This window comes from Nonomuraea sp. NPDC002799, assembly GCF_053592075.1.
The window spans coordinates 471393-495459 of record NZ_JBSFVA010000002.1; the positions used below are offsets into that span (position 1 = coordinate 471393).

Genomic DNA, 24067 nt, shown 5'->3' on the forward strand with positions numbered 1-24067 from the left:
CTGCCGCGTCGTCTAGACGACGGAGAATCCTCCGTCCACGGTGACGGTGGAGCCGGACATGTAGCTGGACTGGTCGCCGACGAGGAAGGCCACGGCGGCGGCGATCTCCTGGGGCTGCCCCATGCGTCCCACGGGCTGCCGGGACGACCAGGTCTCCCGGGTGGCCGCCGGGTCGGCGGAGGAGTCGATGATCATCTTGACCATGGGGGTCTCGGTCGTGCCGGGGTTGACGGCGTTGATACGGACTCCCGACGCGCCGTGGTCGGCCGCCATCGCCCGGGTCAGGCCGAGCACACCGGCCTTGGCCGCGCAGTACGCGGCGCGTTCCCGCAGGCCGATCACGCCGCCGATGCTCGCCAGGTTCACGATGACGCCCGCGCCGCGGGCCAGCAGGTGCGGGAGGATCGCCCGGCTCATCCGGAACGGCGCTGTCAGGTTACTGGTGAGCACATGGGCCCACTCGTCGTCCGATGTGGCGAGGGCGTCGCCCATGTGCAGGACGCCCGCGTTGTTGACGAGCCCGTAGAGGCCGCCCAGCGTCGAGGCGATGTGGCCGACGCAGCGCTCGGCCTCGGTGGTCAGGTCGAAGGGGAAGGTCGCCAGCGGGGCGGCGTCGCCGTGTCGTCGTCCGAGCCGCTCAAGTCCCTGCGCGTCGACGTCGACGGCGGCGACGGCGAATCCGTCGGCGAGCAGCCGGGCGGTGATGGCGGATCCGATGCCGCCCGCCGCGCCGGTGACGATGACGACGCGCCGCCCGTCGTCCGGGCGCGGGCCTGACGTCTGGTTCACCTGGAGGTCCTCCTTGGAGTCAGCCATGATGGAGCTGCGCCCGCCGCTGGTAGATGTTGATCATCTCGTAGGCGATCCCGGCGTCGTAGCCGTCGTTGAAGCGTTGCCGTACGGGCTGGTTGAGGATGCGCTTGGTCCAGGCGAGGGCGTAGAAGGGCCGCCGGATGAGCCGTTCGCACAGGTCCCGCACGGTCGCGTCGAGCTCGTCGCGCGGGACGGCGTAGTTGATCATTCCGGCGGCGGCCATCTCCGTGGTCGTCCAGGTGCGCGCGGCCATCAGGTACTCCTTCGCCACGGGCGGCGGCATGTGGAGCGGGACGAAGATGTTGCCGCCGTCACCCGGGACGAAGCCGAAATCGGACCGCCCGTAGGGCAGATCGCCCATGCCGAGATGATGGTCGCCGATCAGCGCGTCCTGGCTGGCCACGATGAAGTCGCAGGCGAAGACCAGGCTGGAGCCGTAGCCGATGGCATCGCCGTTGACGCGGGCGATCACCGGCTTCTCCAGGTCGATGATCGACAGCAGGGTACGCCGCAGCCCCTCCATCAGCCCCCAGTCCTCCTCCGGCGGCAGGTCCTTGAGCGTCACGGACCGGGTTTTCGACGGGGTGACGAACACCTCCGCGCTTCCCGTGAGGACCACGACGCGGGTCTGCTCGTCGGTCGCCAGCCAGTGGAGCGCCTGCCCGATCTCCTTGTGCTGAGCGAAGAGGACGACGGGCCCGCCCTCTTTCTCCCGGAGGTCGGCGCCGTCGTCGCGCAGCATGCTGACCGTCGTGACGCCGCCGGTCCTGGACAGGCGGATGGACTGGAATCCGTCCGGGCTGATCTGGTGGCCGAGTTCTTCCGCGGGCATGATCCTCCTTCTCGAGTGTGGTCAGAGCCGCTGGTCGGCGAACGCCGACCGCAGCGCCGCGAAGGCGCGGGCCTTGTGGGTGAGGAACTGCTCGGACAGCAGGAAGTCCGGGGTACGCGGCTTGGGCTCGCCGATGACGATCTCGTCCACGACGCGACCGGGCCGGGCGCTCATGACGATGACCCGGTCGCTGACGTAGACCGCCTCGTCGACGTCGTGGGTGATGAACAGGATCGTGGAGCCGTACTCCACCTGCACCCGCATGAGGAACTGCTGCATGCGCAGCCGCAACTGCGCGTCCAGCGCGCTGAACGGCTCGTCCATGAGCAGGACCGCCGGGTCGTTCATGAGGACGCGGGCGATGGCGGCGCGCTGCTGCATGCCGCCCGACAACTGGGAGGGCAGATGACCGGCGAAGTCCGCCAGGCCGAACTCCTCGATCAGGCGCGCCGCGCGTTCCCGGTGGTGTGCGGTGAAGTCGCGGCGGGCCCGCGGGCCGAAGGTGACGTTGTCCTGGAGGGTGAGCCAGGGGAACAGGGCGGCCTGCTGGAAGCAGACGCCGCGGTCCGGGCCGGGCCCGGAGACCTCGCGGCCGGCCACCCGTACGGTTCCGCCGGTCGGCTGCGTGAACCCCGCGACGATGTTCAGGACCGTGGACTTGCCGCAGCCACTCGGGCCGAGGATGGACACGAACTCGCCTTCGGCGATGCTCAGGGTGAAGTCGTCGACGACAGGCAGGCCGGAGAAGCTCTTCGACACGCCTTCGATGGTGACAGCGGACATGGTTCCCGGCTCCTCAGCTCAGGCGCGGATCAGTTTGCGGCCCAGCAGGCCGACCAGCCGGTCCGAGACGAGGCCCAGCAGCCCCAGGGTGAACATGGTGGCGATCATCACGTCCATCCGGCCGAACTGGTACGTCTGATACAGGCTGTATCCGAGGCCGCTCTTGACCCCCACCAGTTCGCTGACCACGACGGCGATCCACGCCATGCCCACGCCGAGCCGCAGCCCGACGAAGATGAACGGCAGAGAGGCGGGCAGGAAGACGCGCAACCAGACGGTCAGCCTCGGCGCGCCGAGCATCCGCGCGGCGTTCGTGTACACGCCGGGGACCTGCTGCACGCCGCTGATGGTGTTGACCACGATGGGGAAGAACGCGACGAGGGAGATCAGCCAGATCGCCGTGATGGGGTTGAGCCCGAAGAACGCCAGCGAGAACGGCACCCAGGCGGGCGCCGGCACGGTGCGGGCGGCGTTGATGAGGGGATCGAGCAGCGACAGCGCGACACGGCTGGCCCCGATGAGCACCCCGGCCGGGATGCCGATCGCCGCCGCGAGCAGGAAGCCCGCCAGGACCCGCTGGCCGCTGGCCGCCACCTGCTCCCACCAGGTCCCGGCGTAGAGGTCGGCGCCGGACTTGGGCGTGCCGGTCACCCAGTGGGCCAGCGCCTCGGCGACGACGGAGGGTGCGGGCACGGTGGCGGTCATCAGCTCCAGGTCCGCGAGGATCTGCCACGCGATGACACCGATGATCGGGAGCACCCAGGACAGTGCCAGGCGCCCCCAGGGGCGGGCCGCCCCGGCCACGCCGTCCTTCGCGCGCGTGCCGGCGGCCGGCGGCGCCACGGCCATCACTCCCGGTCCATGTCAAGGCGGTGGGAACTCATCCGGTCTTCCCCAGTTCCGGCTCGGACTTACCGGTGACCTCGGCCAGGAAGCCGTACTGGTAGCGGTCCTTGACGATCTCCGGCAGCTTCGGGTTTCTCGCGATCCCCTTGCCGACGAGGAACGTGGCGAACGCGCTCAGCTCGTCCTGGGAGAAGCGCACGCCGAGCTGGATGCGCTTGAGTGACTCGTCGGCCACGGACTTGTCGATCCCCGTGTAGCCCTGGAAGGTCGTCGCCCACAGCGCTCGATCGGCGGACAGGCGTTCGATCTGGTCGACGTAATCGCGCAGGACCTTCTTCACGACTTCGGGCCGCTCCAGCATTTTCTCGTTGGCCACGAACAGGGAGTTCTGGCCGCCGAGTGCGGAGGAGTTGATGTCGAGTTCGTCGGCGTACTCGGCGTAGCCCTCCTTCACCCCCTGCGCGATGGCGGGATCGACGTTCATCACGACCTGCGTCCCGCCGGACTTGAGCGTCTGCATGACGTCGAAGATGCTGCCGGCGACCTTGATCTCATCGACGTCGCCGATGTCATATCCCTGTTCGCCGAGCGTCGCGACGGTCTTGACCCAGGCGATGCCCGCTCCGAAGCTGCCGAAGGGGACCTTGCCGGAGGCGAGGTCCTTCCAGGTCAGCGGGCCGGCGCCGGCGCGCTTGGCGATCAGGTCCGCGCCCGTCGCCTCGCCTGCGAGCGCCACCATGCTGGACCTGCCCGTGTCGGCGGACAGCGCCATGTCTCCCGGGCCGATGGTGCCGAAGTCGATCGATCCGTTCTCCAGCGCCACGCGCATGTCGGTGTAGCGGTTGAATTCGACGAGTTCGATGTCCAGCCCGTATTTGCGGCCTTCTTGGGCCATCAGGTAGTTGGCGGAGGTCATCGGCACCTTCTGCCACCCGAGTTTGATTTTCGGCAGGCTGCCGGGGCTGTCTTCTTGCGCGCTGGTTCCCCCGCAGCCGGCGGCCGATATGGCCAGCACGACTCCCAGCGCGATGGCCATCCTTCTCCGCATTCGAACTCCAATAAATAGGTAGGAACAGTGGGTTATGGCCGTGGACGGCCCTGGCGCTCCCCATTTTGGTCACGCCCGGCTCCCGGTTGAGGTCTTGTCATAAGACTGTGCCCTCAGGCGCTTTCGAAGCGCTGATGCTCCGCTGAGGGTGCCTTGACCACCTGCGGAGGTGTGTACGGTGCTTGCATGCGGTTCGGAGTGCTCGGCTCACTGATGGTGTGGGACGACGAGGGTGACCCGGTGAAGGTGCCCGAAATCAAGGTGCGGGCCCTGCTCACCGATCTGCTCACGCACGAGGGCCAGCCGGTCTCCGCGGACCGGCTCATCGATGACCTGTGGGGCGAGGAGCCACCCGGCAATCCGGCCAACGCCCTTCAGGTGAAGGTGTCCCAGTTGCGCCGCGTGCTCGGCCGGGACCGGGTGATGTATCAGCCGGTCGGCTACCGGCTGCGCCTCGGCGACGCCGACGAGGTCGACGCCGTCCTCTTCCAGTCTCTGGTGGCCCAGGCGCGGACGGCCGGCGAAGCGCCGGCGCGGGCCGCGCTGCTCACCCGGGCACTCGACCTGTGGCGCGGGCCCGCCTACGCGGACTTCGCCGACGAGGAGTTCGTGCAGGCGGCCGCACAACGCCTGGCGGAACAGCGCCTGACCGCGCTGGAGGACCAGGCCGAGGCCCGGCTGGAGTCGGGCGAACACCCCCTGCTCATCAGCGAGCTCGCCGACCTGGTGGCTCAGCACCCCCTGCGCGAACGGCTGCGCGCCGTCCAGCTCCGGGCGTTGTACCTGGCCGGGCGGCAGAGCGAGGCGCTGGCCTCGTACGCGCAGCTGCGCATCACCCTCGCGGACGAATTCGGCCTCGACCCCAGCCCCGACCTGGCCGCCCTGTACGAGGCGATCCTGCGCCAGGACCCGTCGCTCACCCCGGCACGCCATCCCGGCGCTGACGGCCCCGCCGAGCAGCCGGCGGCGCCGCAGCCGGACAAGACGACGCCGCGGCCGGACAAGACGACGGCAGTCCGGCCGCGCACGAACCTGCCAGCGCCGCTGAGCACGTTGATCGGCCGCGACCAGGTGCTGAAGGAGCTCGATCGGCGCCTGCACGACACGCGCCTCATCACGCTCACCGGCCCCGGGGGAGTGGGCAAGACCCGGCTCGCCCTGGCGGCCTCCCGTCTCATCCACGATGCCAACGACGACACCCCCCATGAGGTCTGGCTGGTCGAGCTGGCCTCCCAATACGGAGGCGTGACCGAACTCGTCCAGCTCATCGCCGCCACTCTCGGCATCCGGGACATCGCGCCCTCGGGTCCGCCACGGCTCGGCCTGCCGGCCACACCCCCAGAAAGGCTGGCCACCGCGTTGGGCGGCCGCCGGGTCCTGCTGGTCCTGGACAACTGCGAGCACATCGTCGACGCCGTGGCCGAGCTCACGCGCCTGCTGCTGCGTGCCGCGCCCAGGCTGCGCGTCCTGGCCACGAGCCGCGAGCCGCTCAACCTGACGGGCGAGCTCCTCGTCCTCGTCGAACCGCTGGCGCCGTCCGACGCGAGACGGCTCTTCGCCGAGCGCGCCGCGGCGGCCGCGCCGGGTTTCACCCTCGATGGCGCCGGCCCGGACGTTCACGAGGCGGTGACCGAGATCTGCCGCCGCCTCGACGGGATCCCCCTTGCTCTGGAGCTGGCGGCGACCCGGGTTCGCGGGCTGGGCGTGCGCGAGCTGGCCGCGCGCCTGGAGAACCGGTTCCGGGTCCTGACCTTCGGCCGGCGCGGCGCGCCGGCCCGGCAGCAGACGCTGCAGGCGGTGATCGACTGGAGCTGGGAACTGCTCAGCGCTCCCGAGCGGATCGTGCTGCGCCGCCTCGCGGTCCATCAGGACGGATGCACCCTGGCCGCCGCGGAAGCGGTGTGCGCCGGCGACGGGGTCGCGCGTGAGGAGGTCCTCGACCTGATGACGCGCCTGATCGACCGCTCTCTCGTCGTCATGGTCGACGGTCCGGCCGGGCCCCGTTACCGGCTGCTGGAGTCGGTGGCGGCGTACGCGATGGAGCGCCTGCGGGAGATGACCGATCTCGAACCCACCCGGCGCCGGCACCTGTGCCACTACCTGAACCTCGCGGAGACGGCCGAGCCGTATCTGCGGGGCGCCGGCCAGCAGCGGTGGCTGGCCGTGCTGGACGCCGAGGCCGCCAATCTCCGGGCGGCCCTGGACGAGGCGGTGCGCGGGCCCGCCCCGCACGCGGACCACGCCGAGGCCGTCCGTCTCGTCAGCGCGGTGTCCTGGTGGTGGCTGCTTCGCGGGCGGCTGGGAGAGGGACGCCGAGCACTGTCGGCGGTGCTGGAGGTCACGCCCGGGGCCGGCGAGCTGCATGCGCTGCGGGACGCGTTCACGCTGCTGACCGGGCACAAACCGGAGGCGGCGGGTCCTCGCGAGGACGAGATCGACGACCCTGTCCGCCGTGGCCGCGCGTTGTGGCTCCGCGCGTACGCGCTGTTCAGCGCCGGTGCGCCGATCGTGGCGAGTGAGGAGCTCAACGCGCGTGCGCTCTCCTTGTTCACCGAGGCCGGCGACGACTGGGGGATCGCGGCCACGTTGGCGCTCCGGGCCATGCACGCGCTGATCCGGGGCGACCTCGACGCTCTCGCCCGCGACGGAGCGCACAGCGCGGAGATCTTCCGGAAGATGGGCGACCGCTGGGGCGAACTCCAGTCCGTGACGCCGCTGTCGATTCTCGCCGAGATCAAGGGGGACTACGCGGAGGCCGCACGCCGCCAGCATGAGGGCCTGCGCATCGCGCGGGAGCTCGACCTGTCGGCGGAGGTCTCGGCCCGCTACTCCGGTCTCGGCCGGCTGGCCCTGCTCGCCAAGGACTGGGACCGCGCCCGGGACCTGCACGAGCGGGCCCGGCGGCTCGCCTTCGAGCAGGGCTACATCTACGGCGAGATCCACGCGGTGATGGGACTCGCGCTCGGAGCACGCCGGACCGGGGACTTCGACCGCGCGCAGGTCTACCTGAGCCGGCTGCAGAGCGAATATCCGTCGTCGAGTGTGGGGGAGCACCTGCTGCTGGCGGAGATGGGGTTCATCGCCGAGCTGCGCGGGGACGGCGTTCGGGCGGCCGAGCATCACCTGCGCGGGATGGAGGTCGCCCAGGCCATCGCAGAACCCCGGGCGCTGGCTCTCTCCCTGGAGGGCCTGGCAGGCGTCGCGGCGCTGTCCGGCGACGCGGACCGCGTGCGGCTCGCCGGGATCCTGCTCGGCGCGGCGGACGCCGCCCGGCGCAGTGTCGACGCCCCGCTTCCCCGCGCCGAGCGTGGCGACGTCGAGCGGATCACCGCGGCCGCGATCGCTGTCCTGGGGCAGGAGGCGTTCTCCGCGGCATTTCGGCAAGGGGCGGACCTGCCGCCGCAGCAGGCGGCGCACGCCGCCCGGACCGCGCTTCATCGTCGGACGGTTCGCTGACGGAAGGGCCGTCAGCGAACCCTCAGGGCGTCTGTCTACGCTCGGCCCGTCCATGACGAAGACGGGAGTCGCCGAGGCAGACCGGGAAACACCCCACGCTGCTCAGCGCGACCAGGTTGCCGACGAGTGCTTCTCCCGGCCATGCAGGAGGCGAAATGACCCAGCCGCTCTACCCCTACTCCCCGATCGTCTCCAGACCGCCGCTCAGCTTCCCTGACGGCAAGCGGCTGGCCTTCTACGTCGGGCTCAACATCGAGCATTTCCGCACCGACGTACCGCTCGATCGGGCGAACGGCCCCGTGCCGGACCCGCTGTCGTTCGGCTGGCGCGACTACGGCAACCGGGTCGGCATCTGGCGCATGATCGACGTGTTCGACCAGGTCGGCATCCGCGCCTCGGCGATCGTCAACTCCGACGTGTGCACGCGGTATCCAGAGATCATCCAGGCCGGGGTCGAGCGTGGCTGGGCCTGGGTCGCGCACGGCCAGACCAACTCCACGTTCCTGACCGGGATGGCGCTGAAGGACGAGGAGCAACATCTCAAGGAGATGTTCGCGACGCTGGACGCCACCCTTCCCGCGCGTCCCAAGGGCTGGCTCGGTCCCGGGCTGGCCGAGACGCACGACACGCCGAAGCTGCTCGCCGAGGCCGGCCTGACGTACGTCCTCGACTGGTGCGCCGACGACCAGCCGTTCCCGCTGAACGTGCCAGGCCTGATCTCGGTGCCCTACTCGATCGACGTCAACGACTTCCTGATGTACGTGACGAACCCCGGCCTGACCGGCCCGGACTTCGAGCGGGTCGTCCTCGACCAGTTCGAGGTGCTGCTTGAGGAGTCGGCCACCACCGGGAAGGTGATGGCGCTGCCCCTGCACACCTTCATCATGGGCCAGCCGCACCGTGCCAAGTACCTGGCACGCATCCTGAAGACGATCACCTCGACGCCCGAGGTATGGGTGTGCACGAGCGACGACATCGCCGAGCACTATCTCTCCGCCCCGTAACGAGCCGACCTGCCTGGGCGGAGTGACCGGCACGCCTAGAGTGTCGGCATGTGGCCGCGCATGGACGGACGGAGAGTCCTCGAACTGGGCACGGCTGTTAGCCGCTGTCAGCGGTCTGTCGGCGCCGCGTCAGCGGCCACCGGCATCGTCTTCCTCATCGAGGACGAGGAGAGACGATGTACGCGATTCGGGCCGAGGGGCTGGTCAAGCGGTACGGCGACATGCTCGCCCTGGACGGGGTCGATCTGGAGGTCCCCGCGGGCAAGGTGATGGCGGTGCTCGGGCCGAACGGCGCGGGGAAGACCACCGCCGTGCGGATCCTGGCGACGCTGCTGCGCGCCGATGGCGGCCAGGCGGAGGTCGGCGGGTATGACGTGGCGCGGGACCCGGTGCGGGTACGCGGCCTGATCGGCCTGACCGGGCAGTACGCGTCGGTGGACGAGGGCCTGTCCGGCACCGAGAACCTGGTCCTGCTGGGCCGCCTGCTCAACCTGACCAGGCGCGAGGCCAGGTCCCGGGCCGCGCAGCTGCTGGAGCGCTTCGAACTCACCGAGGCCGCCGGCCGGCCGATCGCCACGTTCTCCGGCGGGATGCGGCGGCGGCTGGATCTGGCGGCGAGCCTGGTGGGCCGGCCGCAGATTCTGTTCCTGGACGAGCCGACCACCGGCCTGGACCCGCATACCCGCAACGGCCTGTGGGACCTGGTGCGCGGCTTGGTGGCCGATGGCACCACCGTCCTGCTCACCACGCAGTATCTGGAGGAGGCCGACCAGCTCGCCGACCAGATCACCGTGATCGACCGCGGCCGGGTGGTCGCCGAGGGGCGGCCCGGCGAGCTGAAGCGCCGGATCGGCGGGCAGATCCTGCACGTCCGTCCGACCCTGGACGCCGACCTGGACGCCGTCGCCCGCATCCTGGCCGAGCTCACGGGCGTCACCCCGAGCCGCGATGAGAACAGCGGCCTGCTGAGCGCGCCCGCCGCCGATCCGCTGCTGGTCTCCGCCCTGGCCCGGCGGCTGGACGTGGCCGGCATCCCCGCCGACGAGCTGGGCCTGCGCCTGCCCAGCCTGGACGAGGTCTTCCTGGCGCTCACCGGACGGCACGACGCCATGGAGAGGAACGCAGCATGAGCACCCACGCCTACGCCCCGATCCGCGTGAGTCCCGCGCAAGCCGTACGGCACAGCCTTGCGCTGGCCGGACGCGGCGTCACCAAGTTGCGCAAGTCGCCCGTGCAGCTCGTGGACGTCATCCTGACGCCGGTGGTGTTCCTGCTGATGTTCGTCTACCTGTTCGGCGGCGCGATCGCCGGCGGTGACCAGGACGCCTACCTTCAGGCCATCGTGCCGGGGATCATGGTGATGACGGTCTTCCAGGCCAGCGTGGGCATCGGCGTCTCGCTCAACACCGATTCCGGCACCGGCGTGTTCGACCGCTTCCGCAGCATGCCGGTCGCGCGTTCCGCGCCGCTGGTCGGCGCCGTGCTGGCCGACCTGGTCCGCTACGTGGTGTCGCTGGCCGTCCTGCTCGGCCTGGCCCTGGTCATGGGTTACCGCATCCAGACCGGCCCGGTCGCCGCACTGGCGGGCATCGCGCTGCTGCTGGCCTTCGGGCTGAGCTTCGCCTGGTTGTCGGTCTACATCGGCATGCTGGTCAAGACTCCCGGTTCGGTGACCGGCCTGATGACCATCCTGATCCTGCCGCTCACCTTCGCCAGCAACGTGTTCGTCCCGTCCGAGACGATGCCCGGCTGGTTGCAGGTCTGGTCCGGCGTCAACCCGGTCAGCCTGACGTCGGATGCCATGCGCGGGTTGCTGAACGGCGGCGCGGTCGCCGGATCGTTGCTGGGCGCCGTGGCCTGGATGGCCGGCACGATCGCGGTCTTCCTCCCGCTGGCCATGCGTGCCTATCGCAAGAACGCCGCCTGATCGGCCAGCCGGGCCAGCGCTTCCTGTCTCGGCAGCCCGGCGCCCGTGGCGAACGCCTCCCGGTGGCCGTCCGTACCCAGCCTGTGGGTGAGGACGGCCACGAGCGCGCGCATCTCGGGGTCGCCCTGGTCGAAAGCCCCCCGGATCACCTGGCTCATGCCCAGCGCCGTGGCGGCGCCCACCGGGTCGCCCTCCAGCGACAACAACCAGCCCAGCAGCTCGGCTCCCCAGGCCAGACCGTTGGCGTGGCGATCGCCGAACAGCTCGGACACGACCTGTCCGAGCAGCTCACGGGCCGGTCCCGCCGCTCCTTCGGCGAGCCTGTTGGCCAGGCGGAAGCCCAGGCTGGCGTTGCTGGACCTCCGCTCCGAGGCCGAAAGCCGGCCGGCCAGGTCATCCAGCTGGTCCAGGACCCGGTCAGCCTGCTCCACATCACCGGACAGGCGGTAGGCGATCGCCAGGCTGGAGTGCATGCTGGTCTCGATGCGGCGGTGGCTCTGCTCCTTGGCCTGGCGGATCGCGGCGTGGATGTCGCGGAAGGCGCCGTCCAGATCTCCGCCGTTCATCCGCTCTCTGGCGAGTCTGGTCTTCGTCCAGAGCAGATGCATCTCCGTGCCGAGTTCGGAGCTGATCGCGACCGCGCGTTCCGCGGTGGCGATGGCGAGGGCGCGCTCGGCACGCAAGGAGTGCACGCGGCTGATGCGCAGCAGGCACATCACCATGCCCCAGCGTTCGCCCACCTCCTCGAAGCAGCGCAACGCCTCCAGCCGGGTGTGTTCCCCGGTCTCCAGGTCACCCTCTTCCACGTGGGCGTCGTCTTGTGTCCACAACACGCTGGCCCGCACCCAGGGGTCCGCCGACTCCAGCGCCTGCCGTACCACCTCATGCCGGTTCTCGTGGGGAGCCATCTGCGCCATGCGCAACATCGGCAGCGCGGGGTGGAAGGCCAGGGCGGCCGGTGAGTCCAGGTCCAGGTACGGGCGCTGCGGCGCCGCGAGGGGTGCCGCGCTCTGCGCCACGATGAAAGCGGTACGGGCCTCCTCCGGCAGCGGGTCGCCGAAGGCGAGCACCTCGGCCATGGCGGCGGTGTATTGGGTGACCATCCCCCGCAGTCCCCAGTACCAGAACATCGCGCGGACGAACCGGGCGGCTCGCTGCGCGTCCGCGGTGTCGAAGACCATGCGCAGAGCAAGGGCCAGGTTGTCGTGTTCGGCGTCGAACACCGCGATCGCCCGCAACTGTTCCCTGGCCCGCAACAACGGCTCGTGCTCCTCGGCCAGCGCCAGGAAATACCCGGTGTACGGCACGGCGAGGTCGTCGCCGGAGGCCGCGAGCCTGTCCTGCGCGTAGGCACGGATGGTCTCCAGCATCCGGTACCGGTCACCCGTCTCCAGCACGATGGACTTCTCCACCAAGGACCCGATGACGTAAACGATGTCCGCGGCCGGCAGTGCCGCATCGGCGCAGACCGCCTCCAGCGCGGCCAGCGTCGCCCCGCCGGGGAAGGCCGCCAGGCGCCTGGCCAGCACCCGCTCCTGCTCCTCCAGCAGGTCCCAGCTCCACTCCACCACCGCCAGCAGGGTGCGCTGGCGCGGCAGCGCGGCCCTGCTGCCGGAGGTGAGCAGCCGGAACCGGTCGTCCAGCCGCTCGGCGATCTGGTCCACGCTCATCGAGCGCAGCTTGGCCGCCGCCAGCTCCAGGGCCAGCGGCATGCCGTCCAACCGCCAGCAGATCTCCACCACGGCGTCCACGGTGGCGGCATCGAGCGCGAATCCGGGCCGGACGCTCGCCGCCCGGTCCACGAACAGGCGTACGGCTTCCGCCTCCGCCGCCACCGCCGCGTCCTTGGGCACCTTCAGCGGACCCAGGTGGCACAGCGCCTCGCCGGTGATGGCCAGCGCCTCGCGGCTCGTGGCCAGGATCCGTAGGTGCGGCAGCCGTACCAGCAACTGATCGGCCAGCTCGGCCGCGGCCCCCACCAGGTGCTCGCAGTTGTCCAGCAGGAGGACGGCGTCGCCCACGTCGAGCAACTCGCAGACTCGCTCCAGCGGGGCCGACTGGCCGCCCTCGTAGAGACGGGAGGAGTTGAGCACGCCCAGCACCGCGTCGGCGACCTGGCCGGGCACGCTCACCCCGGCCAGCGAGACGAACCACACGCGGCCGGCCCGGTACGCCGGATCTCTGGCCACGGCCTCCAGCGACAGGCGGGTCTTGCCGGCGCCGCCCGGGCCGACGATCGTGACCAGGCGGCCCGCCGACAGCAGCGCGGCCACCTGCGCCAGCTCCGACTCCCGGCCGACGAAGCTGGTGAGCTGGGCGGGCAGGCGGCTCGGTACGGCCTGCGCCCGGGCCGCGGGCTGCTCCATCTCGCCGCGCAGCAGCGCGAGATGGAGGCCCTGCAGGGCGGGCGTGGGATCGACACCGAGCTCATCGCCCAGCCTGGCCCGGATCTCCTGGTAGACCGCCAGCGCGTCCCCCTGGCGGCTCGCCGCGGCCAGGGCCCGCATCCGCAGCCCGGCCAGCCGCTCACTCAGCGGGTTGCCGGCGGCCAGCGACTCCAGATCGGCCAGCACGTCGGCGTGCCCGCCCAGGTGCAGCTCGGCGTCGATCCGGTCCTCGGCCGCCGCCTGGCGCAGGTTGTGCAGCCTGGTGGCGACAGGGTCGGCGAACGGCGCTTCCCGCACATCGGCCAGCGCGGCGCCCTGCCACATGCCCAGCGCGCCGGCCAGCGTGCCGGCGGCCTCCTTGTGCCGGCCCGCGGCCAGCTCGCGCCGGCCGCGGGCGGCGAGCTCCTCGAACTGGCCGGCGTCCACCTCCCCGGCACGTACGGACAGCCGGTAACCGCCGGCCGCCAGCTCCAGGGTCCCGGCTCCGTCCAGGGCCTTGCGCAGCCGCGACACCAGGCCCTGCAGCGCACCGGCGGCTCCCGCGGGCGCTTGCTCGCCCCACAGATCGTCGATCAGCGTGTCGGCCGAGACGGGACGGCCCGGGTCCAGCGCGAGTCTGGCCAGCAGCATGCGTAATCGCACCCCGCTGATCTCCACGGACTCGCCACTGTCCAGACAGACCTTTACTGGACCTAGCACTACAACGCGCACGGCATCAGCCTGCCAGATACCGCTGATATCCCGCATCAGCGTGCGCTCAGCCCCTTGTCAGTGCGGGGCGCGATCGTCTGGGGCATGGAAACCACCAAGATCCGCCCCCGCGCCGTCACCCTCGCCGGCATCCTGCAGCTGCTGTTCGCCGCGGCCTTCCTGATCGCCCCCGTCGCCGGGCTCTTCTTCGGCGCCGACGTCCAGGCCGCGGCCGAGGCCGAACTCGCCCGGCAGGGCCTGTCACCCTCGCTCCTGGAGCAGCACGGCCTCCACTTCGACGAGGGCGGCTACGCGCTGGTCATCCCCGTCACCACCGCCGTGATCGCCGCGCTGCTGGCCTGGCTCAACCTCGCGGGCAAGCGCGCCGGCCGGATCCTCACCCTGATCATCCAGCCGATCTTCCTGGCCCTCGACGTCTTCATCTTCACCAGCCAGGCCGCCCAGACGGAGTACCTCCAGAACATCCTCGGCGAAGGCGCGAACGCGCAGGCCATCCTCGACGCGGCCGAGCGCGCCTACCCGGCCTGGCTGCTGCCCCTCTCTGACGGCCGCCTGTTCTTCACCCCGCCGGCCTCGATCGCGATCGTCATCCTGCTGCTCCTCCCGTCCGCCCGCGCCTACTTCCGCAAGTGACGCGGAGCGGTTCGCCCGCCGTACGGGACGCGACCTCGCCGGCCCTCGCTCGGGAGGGCCGGCGACGGTCGTCAGCCGGTTGCCTCGTACGGGATGATCTCCGCGAGGGAGGAGGCCCCGCCCATGCCGTAGTCCACGCGCAGCCGCACGTATCTGGCCGTGGTCCCCTCCATGCCGACGTCGTTCGGCACCACCAGGCGCGGCCACTCGACCTGCTTGACGTCCCTGAACGTCGTGCCGTCGTCGCTCACCTGCACCACGCCCTTCAGGACGGTGCCGTTCATGTCGTAGGTCAGTTTGGGCTGGAACCGGACCGCGGACAGCTCACGGACCCGCCCGAGGTCGACCGTGATGGAGTGGGGCTGGGGCACGATCGCCGGATAGTCGGAGTGGTAGTAGGTCGTGACATCGCCGTCGACCGCCCGGGCGGGCTCGCCGACGCCGGGCTTGAAGGTGGTCGCCGTCGCGCTGAGCTCGGCCGGCGGGACCGGGGTGCCGGCCGGGGTGGCGGGCCAGACGCCGGGGGCGTCTTCGGGCTCCTCGCTGACGATCGGCCGGTCGGGGCCCCCGCCCAAGCCGCGGATCACCACGTCGGTGACGACCGCGCTGTGGTCGGAGTAGAACGGATAGGTCTGGTCGAGGGCGCTGCCCTGGTGGCGGGACAGGCGGTGGTCGTCGATGCGCGAGCCGAGGACGCGGACGCTCTTGCCCCGGGTGAACACGTAGTCGGTGCGGGCGGGCGCGGAGCGGTAGCCGCTCAGCGAGCTCCAGGTGCGGCCGGGGTAACGCCCGGCGTCGGCGTTGGCGTAGCGGAAGGTGTCGACGAAGCCGGCATCGGTGAACATCTTGGTCAACGGCCACGGCAACACCAGGCCCGCGTGCCCGCGCGCGTTCTTGAACTGCTCGGTCCAGTCCAGGTGCGGCCAGGCGTTGAGGTCTCCGCCCATGAGCACGGGGGAGGTGTCATTGCCGATGAAGGAGGGCAGCGCCTTTTCCAGGATGGCCTTGCCCATGGCGACGCGACGGAAGCGGTCGTCGTCGAGGAGCTGCGCGTCGGTCTTCGTCCGGGGCTGGCCGTAGATGTTCTGCACGGCCGCCTCGTGGGTGTCCCAGTTGGCGGAGATCTCGTGCCAGGTCCACATGCTGAAGGCGTGGACGTGTCCGCCGTTGGGCAGGCCGAGCCGGGCGCCGCCGAGGTTGAACGAGTTGATGTCCGCGTCGGCGTAGCGCGGGTAGACCTTCTCGACCTTGAGCTTGGTGTACAGCCACAGGTTGTCGCCGTTGACGCTGTAGTCCTCCGGCTTGGTGAGCTGCACCCCGGTGTACCGCTTGCCCGCCGGCCGCCCGGCGTTCAGGCCGTCAAGGATCTTCTGCCCCGATCCGTACCCCTCGACCACGAACAGGACGTCGGGATTGACCTCGTTGAGATACTCGATCATCTGCCTGAGGTTCTCGCCCGTCTTCTCCTGGCCGTTGATCGTGCCGCCGACGAAGAGGTTCCACGCCATCAGCCGCAGCTGCGTGCCCGCGATGGTCTGCGGCAGGCGGGTGATGGAGACGTCGACCGTCACCTGCTGCTCGGGCAGCACGAAGGGACGGCTGCGCGCGTTACTGGTACGGGTGTAGAAGGTGTCTCGCGCCCAGACTTGGTCGTCGGTCCTGACGGTGGTGGTGATCTCCTCAATGCTGTCCGGGCGCGGATTGCCCTCTACGACGACCGTGCAGGTGCTGCCGGGAACGTCGCCGTCGCAGTCCAAGGGGTACGGCCACGGCCCGGCGACGGGAGCGGCGGCCGCCGGTGCCGGGGTCAGCAGCCCGGCCAGGGCCAGGGCGATGGCGAGAGGAGGGATCAATCTGCGCATGCGTGTGTCCTTCGGAGAGGGGGGTGTGCGTTTTCCGGAAAGAAGAGTCGTCAGGCGAGCCGCTGGGGCGCGGCAGGACGGGCGATCGCGCCGTCGGGTGAGAAGAAGTGCTCGTCCACGTGGTCCAGCGCCAGGCAGGCCGCGCCGAGGGCGACGCATTCCTCGCCGAGCGCCGAGGGCCGGATCTCGGGGACGCGCAGGCAGTGGGGTTCGAGGGCGCGGCGCAGTGCGGGCAGCAGGACGTCGGCAGAGCGGGAGAACCCGCCACCGAGGACGACCAGTTCGGGGTCCAGGGTCAGGACCATGGCGGCGGTGCCGAGCGCGAGATGGTGGGCGTAGGTGTCGACGGCCGCCAGGGCGCCGGGGTCGCCGGCCCGGGCGGCCGTGAAGACGAGCCCGGCGGCGTCCTCGGCCGGGGTGCCCTGGGCGGCGGGGGAGCCTTCCAAGTGCGCGGCCATGGTGCGCCAGCCGGTCATCTCCATGAGGCCGACCTCGCCGGTGGCACCGCTGAAGCCGTGGTGCAGGCGGCCGTTGAGGATGAGCGCGGCACCGGGCCGGCGGCCGGCGTGCAGGTAGACGAGGTCGCGGACGCCCGCGGCCACGCCCAGCCGCTGCTCGGCGAGTGCGGCGAGCTTGCTGTCGTTCTCGACGGTGATCGGGCAGGACAGCCGCTGCCCGAGATGGCCGATGAGGTCGACCCCCGGCCAGTCGGGGAGGTCGTTGACCCGGGTGATCAGACCCTCCCGGTTGACGACGCCGATGCTGCCGACGGCGACGCCCCACAGATCGGAGGTGTCCAGGCCGGAGGCGACGAGCGCGGCGTCGACGGCCCGCCACACGGCGTCGAGCCGCTCGGCCCGGGTGGTACGCCCGTCCACGGAGACCCGGCCGCTGGAGACGGTCCGGCCACCCAGGTCGGTGACCACGGCGAGGACCTTGTGGACCCCTATGTCGATGCCCAGCACGTGCCCGGCGTCGGCGCGGAAGCGGTACCGCTTGGCGGGCCGGCCCATGCCGCCCGGCGTGGGCTCGACTTCGCCGATCCAGCCGCGTTCGTGCAGATCGGTGATGACGTCGATGACGGAGTTCCGCGACAGCCGGGTCCGCGCGGCCAGCTCGGTGAGCGTCAGCGGATCGGCTGCCTCACGCAGGGCGCGCAGGCTGCTGAGCGAGTTCAACTGGCGCAGCCGCTGAAGATCCCCACCGCTGACCTGCACAGGCTTGTTCCTCCATTATTGCGGTCTTCAGATTATGTCCGCCCTGGGCGGGCCCTCACTAGCTGGATCATCCGCCAACAGGGCTATTGACTGCAAGACCCATTCGTGACTATCTATGGACTCCGCAATAAGTGGGGGAGAGCGCGGCAATGACAGTGACCGTAGCGGTCGTCGGGGCGGGAGCCCGCGGCCAGATCTACGCCAGGGCGGCCGCGGCCGATGGCCGGGCGCGGATCGTCGCCGTGGCGGATCCCGATCCGGCCAGGCGGGCCAGGCTGGCCGACGAGCACGGCGTGCCGGAACAGGCGCGCTTCGCGGACTGGGCCGAGCTGGCCGCCGTGCCGAGGCTGGCCGACGCCGTGGTCATCGCCACCCAGGACCGGTTGCACGTCGAGCCGGCCGTGGCCTTCGCCGGGCTGGGCTACGCCATCCTGCTGGAGAAGCCCATGGCGCCCACCGAGCCGGAGGCGCGCAGGGTGGTCGAGGCCGTGCAGCGTGCCGGGGTGGTCTTCGCCGTGGGGCACGTCCTGCGCTACACCGCCTACACCAAGGCGTTCAAGCAGCTCGTGGAGAGCGGCCGGTTGGGCACGATCTCCAGCGTCCAGCACCTGGAGCCGGTGGGCTGGTGGCACATGGCCCACTCCTTCGTCCGCGGCCACTGGCGCAACGCGAGCGAGTCCGGGCCCATGTTGCTGACCAAGTCCTGTCACGACATCGACTGGCTGCTCCATCTCATCGGAGACCAGCCGACCGGCGTGTCCTCCTTCGGCTCGCTGACCCACTTCCGGCCGGAGAACCGGCCGCCGGGCGCGGGCAGCCGCTGCGTGAGCTGCGCGGTCGAGCCCACCTGCCCGTACTCCGCCAAGCGCCTCTACCTGGACTGTCTCGGCGACCCCGGCCGCGAGTTCTGGCCGCTCGGCGCGGTGACCTCCGACGCCACGACGGCCGGTGTCACCCGCGCGCTGGAAAGCGGCCCGTACGGCCGCTGCGTCTACGACTGCGACAACGACGTGGTGGACCAGCAGGTGGTGCTGCTGGAGTTCGCGCGGGGCGCGACCGCGTCGTTCACGATGACCGCCTTCACCCCTATGGAACACCGCAAGACCAGGATCTTCGGCACGCACGGCTTCGCGGAGGGCGACGGCCAGGCCATCAGGGTCGTCGACTTCGTGACCGGTGCCGAGGAGCGGATCGACACCGAGACGGGCGCCGGCGCGTCGCTGGCCGACGGGCACGGCGGCGGCGACACGGGCCTCATCACGGCCTTCATCGACGCCGTGACCGCGGGCGACCAGGCGCCGCTCGGAGCCGGCGCGGCTGACGCGCTGGCCGGGCACCTCGTCGTGTGGGCCGCCGAGCGCGCCCGCCAGACCCGGACGGTGCAGGCCCTGTGACGACGATCCCGGCGCCCGCCCGCCGCACCCCGGCGGACGGGCACTTCACCTTCACCGCCACGACCCCGCTGACCGCCGACCCGGCGCTGGCCAGGGCGGCGGCATGGTTACGCGAAAGCCTCACCCCCGCCACCGGCCTGCCGTTGCCCGAGAGCCCCGGCGGGGTCGAGCTCCGGCTGCCCGAGAGCCCTGGCGGGGTCGAGCTCCGGCTGCCCGAGGGCTCCGGTGGCGTCGAGCTCCGGCTGGCCGGCGGGCTCGGGCCGGAGGAGTACCGGCTCACGGTCACGGGGGAGTCGGTGCTGATCGAGGCCGCGACCCCGGCCGGCGCCTTCTACGGGGCGCAGACGCTGCGCCAGCTCCTCGACCCGGCCGCGTTCCGCAGCGGCCGCACCGGAGACAGGACGTGGAGCGTCCCCGCCGTCACGATCGCCGACGCGCCCCGGTACGGCTGGCGCGGCTGCCTCATCGACGTGGCCCGCCATTTCCTGCCCAAGAACGACCTGCTGCGGTACATCGACCTGCTGGCCATGCACAAGCTCAACGTCCTGCACCTGCACCTGACCGACGACCAGGGCTGGCGGTTGCAGATCAGGAAGTATCCGAAGCTGACCGAGGTCGGCGCCTGGCGGCGCGAGTCGCCGCAGAGCACCAGGAGCCACCGCGGCTTCGACGGGCGGCCGCACGGCGGCTATTACAGCCAGGACGACATCAGGGAGATCGTCTCCTACGCCGCCGACCGGTTCATCACCGTCGTCCCGGAGATCGACCTGCCCGGTCACACGCAGGCCGCCATCGCCGCCTACCCGGAGCTCGGCAATCTCGACACCCCGCTGGACGTACGTACGGAATGGGGCGTCGGCGAGAACGTGCTCAACGTCGCCGACGGAACGATCACCTTCTTCACCGACGTTCTCGAGGAGGTTCTGGAGCTCTTCCCCGGCCCGTACGTCTGCGTCGGCGGCGACGAGGCCCCCAAGACCCAGTGGTACGAGAGCGTCCCCGCCAAGGAGCGCATCCGCGAGCTCGGCCTGCGCGACGCCGACGAGCTGCAGACCTGGCTCATGCGGCACCTCACCGACTTCCTGCTCGCCCGCGGGCGCAAGCCGCTCGCCTGGGACGGGCTCATGGAAGGCGGCCTGCCGCCGGGGGTCACCGTGGGCTCCTGGCGCGGGGCCAAGTGCACGGCGCTGGCCGCGCGGACCGGCCACGACGTGGTCGTCTCGCCCTTCGCCGAGACCTACCTGGACTTCCGCCAGGCCGAGGGCGAGCAGGAGCCGGTGCCGATCGGCAGCGTGACGTCCCTGAGCGCGGTGCACGCCTTCGACCCGATCCCCGGTGGCCTCACCGGGGAGGAAAGGGGCCGGATCCTCGGCGCCCAGGCGGCGCTGTGGACCGAGTACATCGACTCGCCCCGGCTCCTCGACTACATGGCCTTCCCCCGCCTGGCCGCTTTCGCCGAGGCGGTGTGGAGCGACGAGCGCGACTTCGAGGACTTCCTCGTCCGGCTCGCCGTACACGAGAAGCGGCTCGACGCGCTGGGCGTGGAATATCGCCCGGCCGCCGGCCCGCACCCCTGGCAGCGACGCCCCGACTCCCCAGGTCACCCGGTGACCAGGGCGGAGATCGACGGCAAGCTCGCCGCCTGGACCGCGAACCTGCGGTTCTAAGCCACCCCCCACCTGGAGAAACCCGTGCGTTTTCGCCTTCCCCTGGCCGGGCTGCTCGGCCTCGCCGTCCTGGCGGCGGGCTGCGGCTCGTCCGGCGAGCCCGCTGCCGACGCCAAGGTCACCATCAGCTACGCCATCTGGGACAAGAACGACCAGCCCAGTGCCGAGAAGATCATCGCCGCCTTCCAGCAGGCCAACCCGAAGGTCACGGTCAAGCTGGAGATCACCCCGTGGGACCAGTACTGGACCAAGCTCCAGACCGCCGCGTCCGGCGGCGCCGCTCCCGACGTCTTCTGGATGAACAGCCTCAACGTCCGCATGTACGCCAAGGGCGGCGTCATCGCCCCGATCGACGCCTCGAAGGCGGAGGGCCTGCCCGATGCGGTGGTCGACGGCTACCGTCTTGACGGCAAGCTGTACGGCCTGCCGCTCAACGTGAGCATCCCGGCGCTCTGGTACGACAAGAAGATCTTCGACGCGGCCGGCGTGAAGTATCCCACCGCCGACTGGACCTGGGACGACGTCAAGGCCGCCGCCACGAAGCTGACCGACCCGGCCAAGAAGCAGTTCGGCATCCTCGCCCCGATGTGGGACCAGGGCGGCTTCTACAACACGATGATCCAGGCGGGCGGCCAGGTGCTCTCGGCCGACGGCAAGAAGAGCGGTTTCGACGAGCCCGGCTCCATCCAGGGCCTGGAGTTCTGGACCGGCCTGATCAAGGACAAGGTCGCGCCCGTCGCGCAGGTCTACACCGACACCGACCCCATCCAGCTCTTCCAGTCCGGTAAGTACGGCATGTACTACGGCGGAGTCTGGTTCGCCTCCACCTTCTGGGCCAACCCCGAGATCCGCGAGCGGATCGACGTGGCTCCGCTGCCCAAGGGGCCCGAGCGGGAGGCCGTCATCCTGCTCGGCCTGGCCAACGCCGTCTCGGCCAAGAGCGAGCACCCGAAGGAGTCGGCGGCGTTCGCCGCGTTCGTCTCCTCCGGGCCGGCGCAGAAGATCCTCAGCGACAGCGGTGGCGGCGCCGTCTCCGTCCGCCCCGGCACGCAGGACGGCTGGTTCGGGGCCTTTTCCTCCTGGCAGCTGAAGGAGACCTACGACGCCTCGATGCCGAACGGCGTGCCGTACCCGGCGTCGCTGAACACCGCGCAGTGGCAGGACGTGCAGAACAAGCTGCTCGCCGACGCCTGGGCGGGCAAGCGGCCGGTGGCCGACGTCGCCAAGGAGATCGCGGCGCAGATGAACGAGATCCTGGCCAAGGAGTAACGGATGCTCTCCAAGCGCGAGTGGGCGTGGGGTTACCTGCTCATCGCCCCCATGGCGCTGGGTCTGGCCGTCTTCTACCTGTGGCCGATCGCCCAGACCCTGTACCTCAGCTTCACCGAGTCGGGTGTCTTCGGCGGCTACACCTGGGTGGGGACGGCCAACTTCGCCGAGTTGCTCGGTGATGAGGAGGTGCTCGGCGCGCTCGGCAACACCCTGCTCTACGCCGTGCTCGTGCTGGCCGGCGTGCCGCTGTCCATCGTCGTCGCCGCCCTGCTGAACGTGCCGGGGCTGCGCGGCCTGAGCGTCTACCGGACCCTGTACTTCCTGCCGGTCGTCACCATGCCGGCCGCGGTAGGCCTGACCTGGCGTTATCTGTTCAACGGCGACTTCGGCGCGATCAACTACCTGCTGGGCAAGGTGGGGATCGAGGGGCCGTACTGGGTGGGCGATCCCGACTTCGCCATCTACGCGATCGCGATCGTCGGCATCTGGAGCACGATCGGCTACAACGCCGTGCTGTTCCTGGCAGGACTGCAGGGCATCCCGCGCCACTACTACGAGGCGGCCTCGATCGACGGCGCGGGGCGGCTGCGGCAGTTCTTCCGCATCACGCTCCCGCTGCTCACGCCGACCACGTTCTTCGTCATCGTGATCACGATGATCAACGCGTTGCAGGTCTTCGACCTGGTCTACCTCATGATCGATCTGAAGAGCCCGGCGCTGAGCGGCAGCCGCACGATCGTCTACCTCTTCTTCGAGAAGGGCTTCGTGCAGAACCAGCGCGGGCTCGCCGCGGCGATCGCCGTCCTGCTGCTCGGGCTGATCCTCGTGCTGACCGCGATCCAGTTCAGGCTGCAGAAGAAGTGGGTGCACTATGAATAGGCCCAGAACCTGGCCGGCCCACGTGCTGCTGGCCGCGGGCGCGCTGGTGATGCTCGCGCCCTTCGCCTGGCAGGTGGTGGTCGCGCTGCAGAGCCTGCCCGACTCGCTGCGCGTGCCGCCGAAGTTCACGCCCTCCTGGCAGTGGTCGAACTTCGGCGACGTCTTCCGCTCCGTGCCACTGGCCAGGCAGTTCCTCAACACCGTCGTGGTCGCCGCGGTCGTCACCGCCGGGCAGTTGTTGTTGTGCTCACTGGCCGCCTACGCCTTCGCCCGGCTGCGTTTTCCCGGCCGGGGGGCCATTTTCCTGCTCTTCCTGGCCGTGCTCATGGTTCCCGGTGAGCTGTTCATCATTCCGCGCTACGAGATCATGCAGGGGCTCGGCTGGCTCAACACGCTGCAGGCGCTGATCGCGCCGGGCGTCTTCGGGGCCTTCGGCACGTTCCTGCTCCGGCAGTTCTTCCTCAGCCTGCCCAAGGAACTCGACGAGGCCGCGCGCCTCGACGGGGCCAGCCCACCGCAGATCTACTGGCACATCATGTTGCCGCTGGTCAGGCCCGGCCTGCTGGCGCTGGGACTGCTGACCGTCATGTGGTCGTGGAGCAGCCTGCTCTGGCCGCTGGTGGTCAACACCGATCCCGAGATGATGACGTTGTCGGCCGGTCTCGCCTCGCTCCGCGGGCAGTTCCAGACCAACTTCCCGATCCTGTTCGCCGGGTCGCTCGTGGCCTCACTGCCCGTGGTCGCGCTCTTCGTGGTCCTGCAACGGCACCTCATCGCCGGCATCGCCTTCACCGGCTCGAAGGGCTGACCCGCGACCCGGACACTCCCCGCCGGACTCGCGAAGGCCCCGCCCCGAGAACGGGGGCCCGCGAGTCCCGTCATGGGCATGGGCCTGCTGTTGGTGTTGCGTCCTCCACAAGCTCGCCCGAAGAGCCCGCGTCGGGCTACTCGGGCCCAGCGCCGTGCGCACCGCCGTGCCGACGCTGAGGAGTGGGAGGTCGCGCAGCAGCGCGGCCGGCTGCTGGACGTGGCGGTGGAGAAGCTCTTGCCCCTGGTGAACAGTGCCGGGGGCGGAATCCGCTGCCGGAGGCCAGGTCGTCGAGTAGCTCGACGAAGAGGCGGGTTGGTCGGCGGAAAACGGTTGGACGGGACGACGATCGTGCTGGTAGCGTGCCGCGAACCGTGACAGACCGCTGAGGAGGTGAGACCCATGAACGCTGTTCGATGTGGGTGCTCCCCCTCGCAGTCACGGCCGGGCGACTGACATAGGTGTCGCCGGGAGCGCCTCGACAAGGCACTCCCGAAAGGCGACAACCAATGAATTCTGCGCATTCCA

At 70.5% G+C, this 24067-nt stretch carries 18 protein-coding genes; 10 read left to right on the plus strand and 8 right to left on the minus strand.

What is annotated here, in order from left to right:
- Positions 1-12: 12 nt before the first annotated feature.
- From ACWD0F_RS06000 to ACWD0F_RS06020, 5 genes are read right to left on the minus strand one after another with little or no spacing between them, the layout of a single operon-like run.
- Complete coding sequence (locus tag ACWD0F_RS06000) at positions 13-816, minus strand: SDR family NAD(P)-dependent oxidoreductase (RefSeq protein ID WP_449872795.1); 804 nt, start codon at positions 814-816, stop codon at positions 13-15.
- Complete coding sequence (locus ACWD0F_RS06005; RefSeq protein WP_449872796.1) at positions 809-1645, minus strand: enoyl-CoA hydratase/isomerase family protein; 837 nt, start codon at positions 1643-1645, stop codon at positions 809-811. The genes ACWD0F_RS06000 and ACWD0F_RS06005 overlap by 8 nt, the downstream gene beginning before the upstream one ends.
- Positions 1646-1666: 21 nt before the next feature.
- Positions 1667-2428 (minus strand): ABC transporter ATP-binding protein, encoded by a 762-nt coding sequence (locus tag ACWD0F_RS06010; RefSeq protein WP_449872797.1) that lies wholly within the window; start codon positions 2426-2428, stop codon positions 1667-1669.
- An 18-nt stretch (positions 2429-2446) separates the two neighbouring features.
- The gene (locus tag ACWD0F_RS06015; protein ID WP_449872798.1) at positions 2447-3277 is read right to left on the minus strand and encodes an ABC transporter permease; all 831 of its coding nucleotides are present in this window, start codon (positions 3275-3277) and stop codon (positions 2447-2449) included.
- A 31-nt stretch (positions 3278-3308) separates the two neighbouring features.
- Positions 3309-4322 carry an ABC transporter substrate-binding protein gene (locus ACWD0F_RS06020; protein WP_449872799.1) on the minus strand — a complete coding sequence of 338 codons (1014 nt, stop codon included), beginning with the start codon at positions 4320-4322 and terminating at the stop codon, positions 3309-3311.
- Between the two features lie 186 nt (positions 4323-4508).
- Between ACWD0F_RS06020 and ACWD0F_RS06025 the strand changes: the two genes are divergently transcribed.
- The 4 genes from ACWD0F_RS06025 to ACWD0F_RS06040 all read left to right on the plus strand — a co-directional run bounded on the left by ACWD0F_RS06025 (position 4509) and on the right by ACWD0F_RS06040 (position 10709).
- On the plus strand, positions 4509-7778 hold the full coding sequence (locus tag ACWD0F_RS06025) for a BTAD domain-containing putative transcriptional regulator (RefSeq protein ID WP_449872800.1): 3270 nt from the start codon (positions 4509-4511) through the stop codon (positions 7776-7778).
- Positions 7779-7933: 155 nt separating this feature from the next.
- Positions 7934-8782, plus strand: a complete 849-nt coding sequence (locus ACWD0F_RS06030) for a polysaccharide deacetylase family protein (RefSeq protein ID WP_449872801.1) — start codon at positions 7934-7936, stop codon at positions 8780-8782.
- 176 nt (positions 8783-8958) lie between these two features.
- Complete coding sequence (locus ACWD0F_RS06035; protein WP_449872802.1) at positions 8959-9912, plus strand: ATP-binding cassette domain-containing protein; 954 nt, start codon at positions 8959-8961, stop codon at positions 9910-9912.
- Complete coding sequence (locus ACWD0F_RS06040) at positions 9909-10709, plus strand: ABC transporter permease (RefSeq protein ID WP_449872803.1); 801 nt, start codon at positions 9909-9911, stop codon at positions 10707-10709. Before ACWD0F_RS06035 ends, ACWD0F_RS06040 begins: the two co-directional genes overlap by 4 nt.
- Here ACWD0F_RS06040 and ACWD0F_RS06045 read toward each other — a convergent pair.
- Entirely contained in the window at positions 10688-13738 is a 3051-nt protein-coding gene (locus ACWD0F_RS06045) for a BTAD domain-containing putative transcriptional regulator (protein WP_449872804.1), read from the minus strand. The two genes, ACWD0F_RS06040 and ACWD0F_RS06045, sit on opposite strands and share 22 nt — an antisense overlap.
- A gap of 153 nt (positions 13739-13891) precedes the next feature.
- Here ACWD0F_RS06045 and ACWD0F_RS06050 point away from each other — a divergent pair, with 153 nt between their 5' ends.
- Entirely contained in the window at positions 13892-14440 is a 549-nt protein-coding gene (locus ACWD0F_RS06050; RefSeq protein ID WP_449872805.1) for a hypothetical protein, read from the plus strand.
- Between the two features lie 71 nt (positions 14441-14511).
- On the opposite strand, the gene ACWD0F_RS06055 is transcribed toward ACWD0F_RS06050, so the two are convergent.
- Positions 14512-16302, minus strand: a complete 1791-nt coding sequence (locus ACWD0F_RS06055; RefSeq protein ID WP_449872806.1) for a discoidin domain-containing protein — start codon at positions 16300-16302, stop codon at positions 14512-14514.
- Between the two features lie 50 nt (positions 16303-16352).
- Positions 16353-17519 carry an ROK family protein gene (locus ACWD0F_RS06060; protein ID WP_449872807.1) on the minus strand — a complete coding sequence of 389 codons (1167 nt, stop codon included), beginning with the start codon at positions 17517-17519 and terminating at the stop codon, positions 16353-16355.
- A gap of 149 nt (positions 17520-17668) precedes the next feature.
- Between ACWD0F_RS06060 and ACWD0F_RS06065 the strand changes: the two genes are divergently transcribed.
- Genes ACWD0F_RS06065 through ACWD0F_RS06085 form a run of 5 tightly spaced genes read left to right on the plus strand, consistent with a single transcriptional unit; the run spans position 17669 to position 23539 of the window.
- Positions 17669-18913 carry a Gfo/Idh/MocA family protein gene (locus ACWD0F_RS06065; RefSeq protein ID WP_449872808.1) on the plus strand — a complete coding sequence of 415 codons (1245 nt, stop codon included), beginning with the start codon at positions 17669-17671 and terminating at the stop codon, positions 18911-18913.
- Positions 18910-20580 (plus strand): beta-N-acetylhexosaminidase, encoded by a 1671-nt coding sequence (locus ACWD0F_RS06070; RefSeq protein WP_449872809.1) that lies wholly within the window; start codon positions 18910-18912, stop codon positions 20578-20580. Before ACWD0F_RS06065 ends, ACWD0F_RS06070 begins: the two co-directional genes overlap by 4 nt.
- Before the next feature lie 24 nt (positions 20581-20604).
- Positions 20605-21849, plus strand: coding sequence for an ABC transporter substrate-binding protein (locus ACWD0F_RS06075; protein WP_449872810.1), 1245 nt, complete (start codon positions 20605-20607; stop codon positions 21847-21849).
- A 3-nt stretch (positions 21850-21852) separates the two neighbouring features.
- On the plus strand, positions 21853-22731 hold the full coding sequence (locus tag ACWD0F_RS06080) for a carbohydrate ABC transporter permease (RefSeq protein ID WP_449872811.1): 879 nt from the start codon (positions 21853-21855) through the stop codon (positions 22729-22731).
- On the plus strand, positions 22724-23539 hold the full coding sequence (locus ACWD0F_RS06085) for a carbohydrate ABC transporter permease (protein ID WP_449872812.1): 816 nt from the start codon (positions 22724-22726) through the stop codon (positions 23537-23539). Before ACWD0F_RS06080 ends, ACWD0F_RS06085 begins: the two co-directional genes overlap by 8 nt.
- Positions 23540-24067: the final 528 nt, after the last annotated feature.

Excerpts from the sequence above, each read along its gene's own strand:
- ACWD0F_RS06030 (WP_449872801.1), top strand. The coding sequence starts at position 7,934 with ATGACCCAGCCGCTCTACCCCTACTCCCCGATCGTCTCCAGACCGCCG.
- ACWD0F_RS06065 (WP_449872808.1), top strand. The coding sequence starts at position 17,669 with ATGACAGTGACCGTAGCGGTCGTCGGGGCGGGAGCCCGCGGCCAGATC.
- ACWD0F_RS06010 (WP_449872797.1), bottom strand. The coding sequence starts at position 2,428 with ATGTCCGCTGTCACCATCGAAGGCGTGTCGAAGAGCTTCTCCGGCCTG.
- ACWD0F_RS06040 (WP_449872803.1), top strand. The coding sequence starts at position 9,909 with ATGAGCACCCACGCCTACGCCCCGATCCGCGTGAGTCCCGCGCAAGCC.
- ACWD0F_RS06055 (WP_449872806.1), bottom strand. The coding sequence starts at position 16,302 with ATGCGCAGATTGATCCCTCCTCTCGCCATCGCCCTGGCCCTGGCCGGG.
- ACWD0F_RS06000 (WP_449872795.1), bottom strand. The coding sequence starts at position 816 with ATGGCTGACTCCAAGGAGGACCTCCAGGTGAACCAGACGTCAGGCCCG.
- ACWD0F_RS06025 (WP_449872800.1), top strand. The coding sequence starts at position 4,509 with ATGCGGTTCGGAGTGCTCGGCTCACTGATGGTGTGGGACGACGAGGGT.
- ACWD0F_RS06005 (WP_449872796.1), bottom strand. The coding sequence starts at position 1,645 with ATGCCCGCGGAAGAACTCGGCCACCAGATCAGCCCGGACGGATTCCAG.
- ACWD0F_RS06085 (WP_449872812.1), top strand. The coding sequence starts at position 22,724 with ATGAATAGGCCCAGAACCTGGCCGGCCCACGTGCTGCTGGCCGCGGGC.
- ACWD0F_RS06080 (WP_449872811.1), top strand. The coding sequence starts at position 21,853 with ATGCTCTCCAAGCGCGAGTGGGCGTGGGGTTACCTGCTCATCGCCCCC.
- ACWD0F_RS06015 (WP_449872798.1), bottom strand. The coding sequence starts at position 3,277 with ATGGCCGTGGCGCCGCCGGCCGCCGGCACGCGCGCGAAGGACGGCGTG.
- ACWD0F_RS06050 (WP_449872805.1), top strand. The coding sequence starts at position 13,892 with ATGGAAACCACCAAGATCCGCCCCCGCGCCGTCACCCTCGCCGGCATC.
- ACWD0F_RS06020 (WP_449872799.1), bottom strand. The coding sequence starts at position 4,322 with ATGCGGAGAAGGATGGCCATCGCGCTGGGAGTCGTGCTGGCCATATCG.
- ACWD0F_RS06035 (WP_449872802.1), top strand. The coding sequence starts at position 8,959 with ATGTACGCGATTCGGGCCGAGGGGCTGGTCAAGCGGTACGGCGACATG.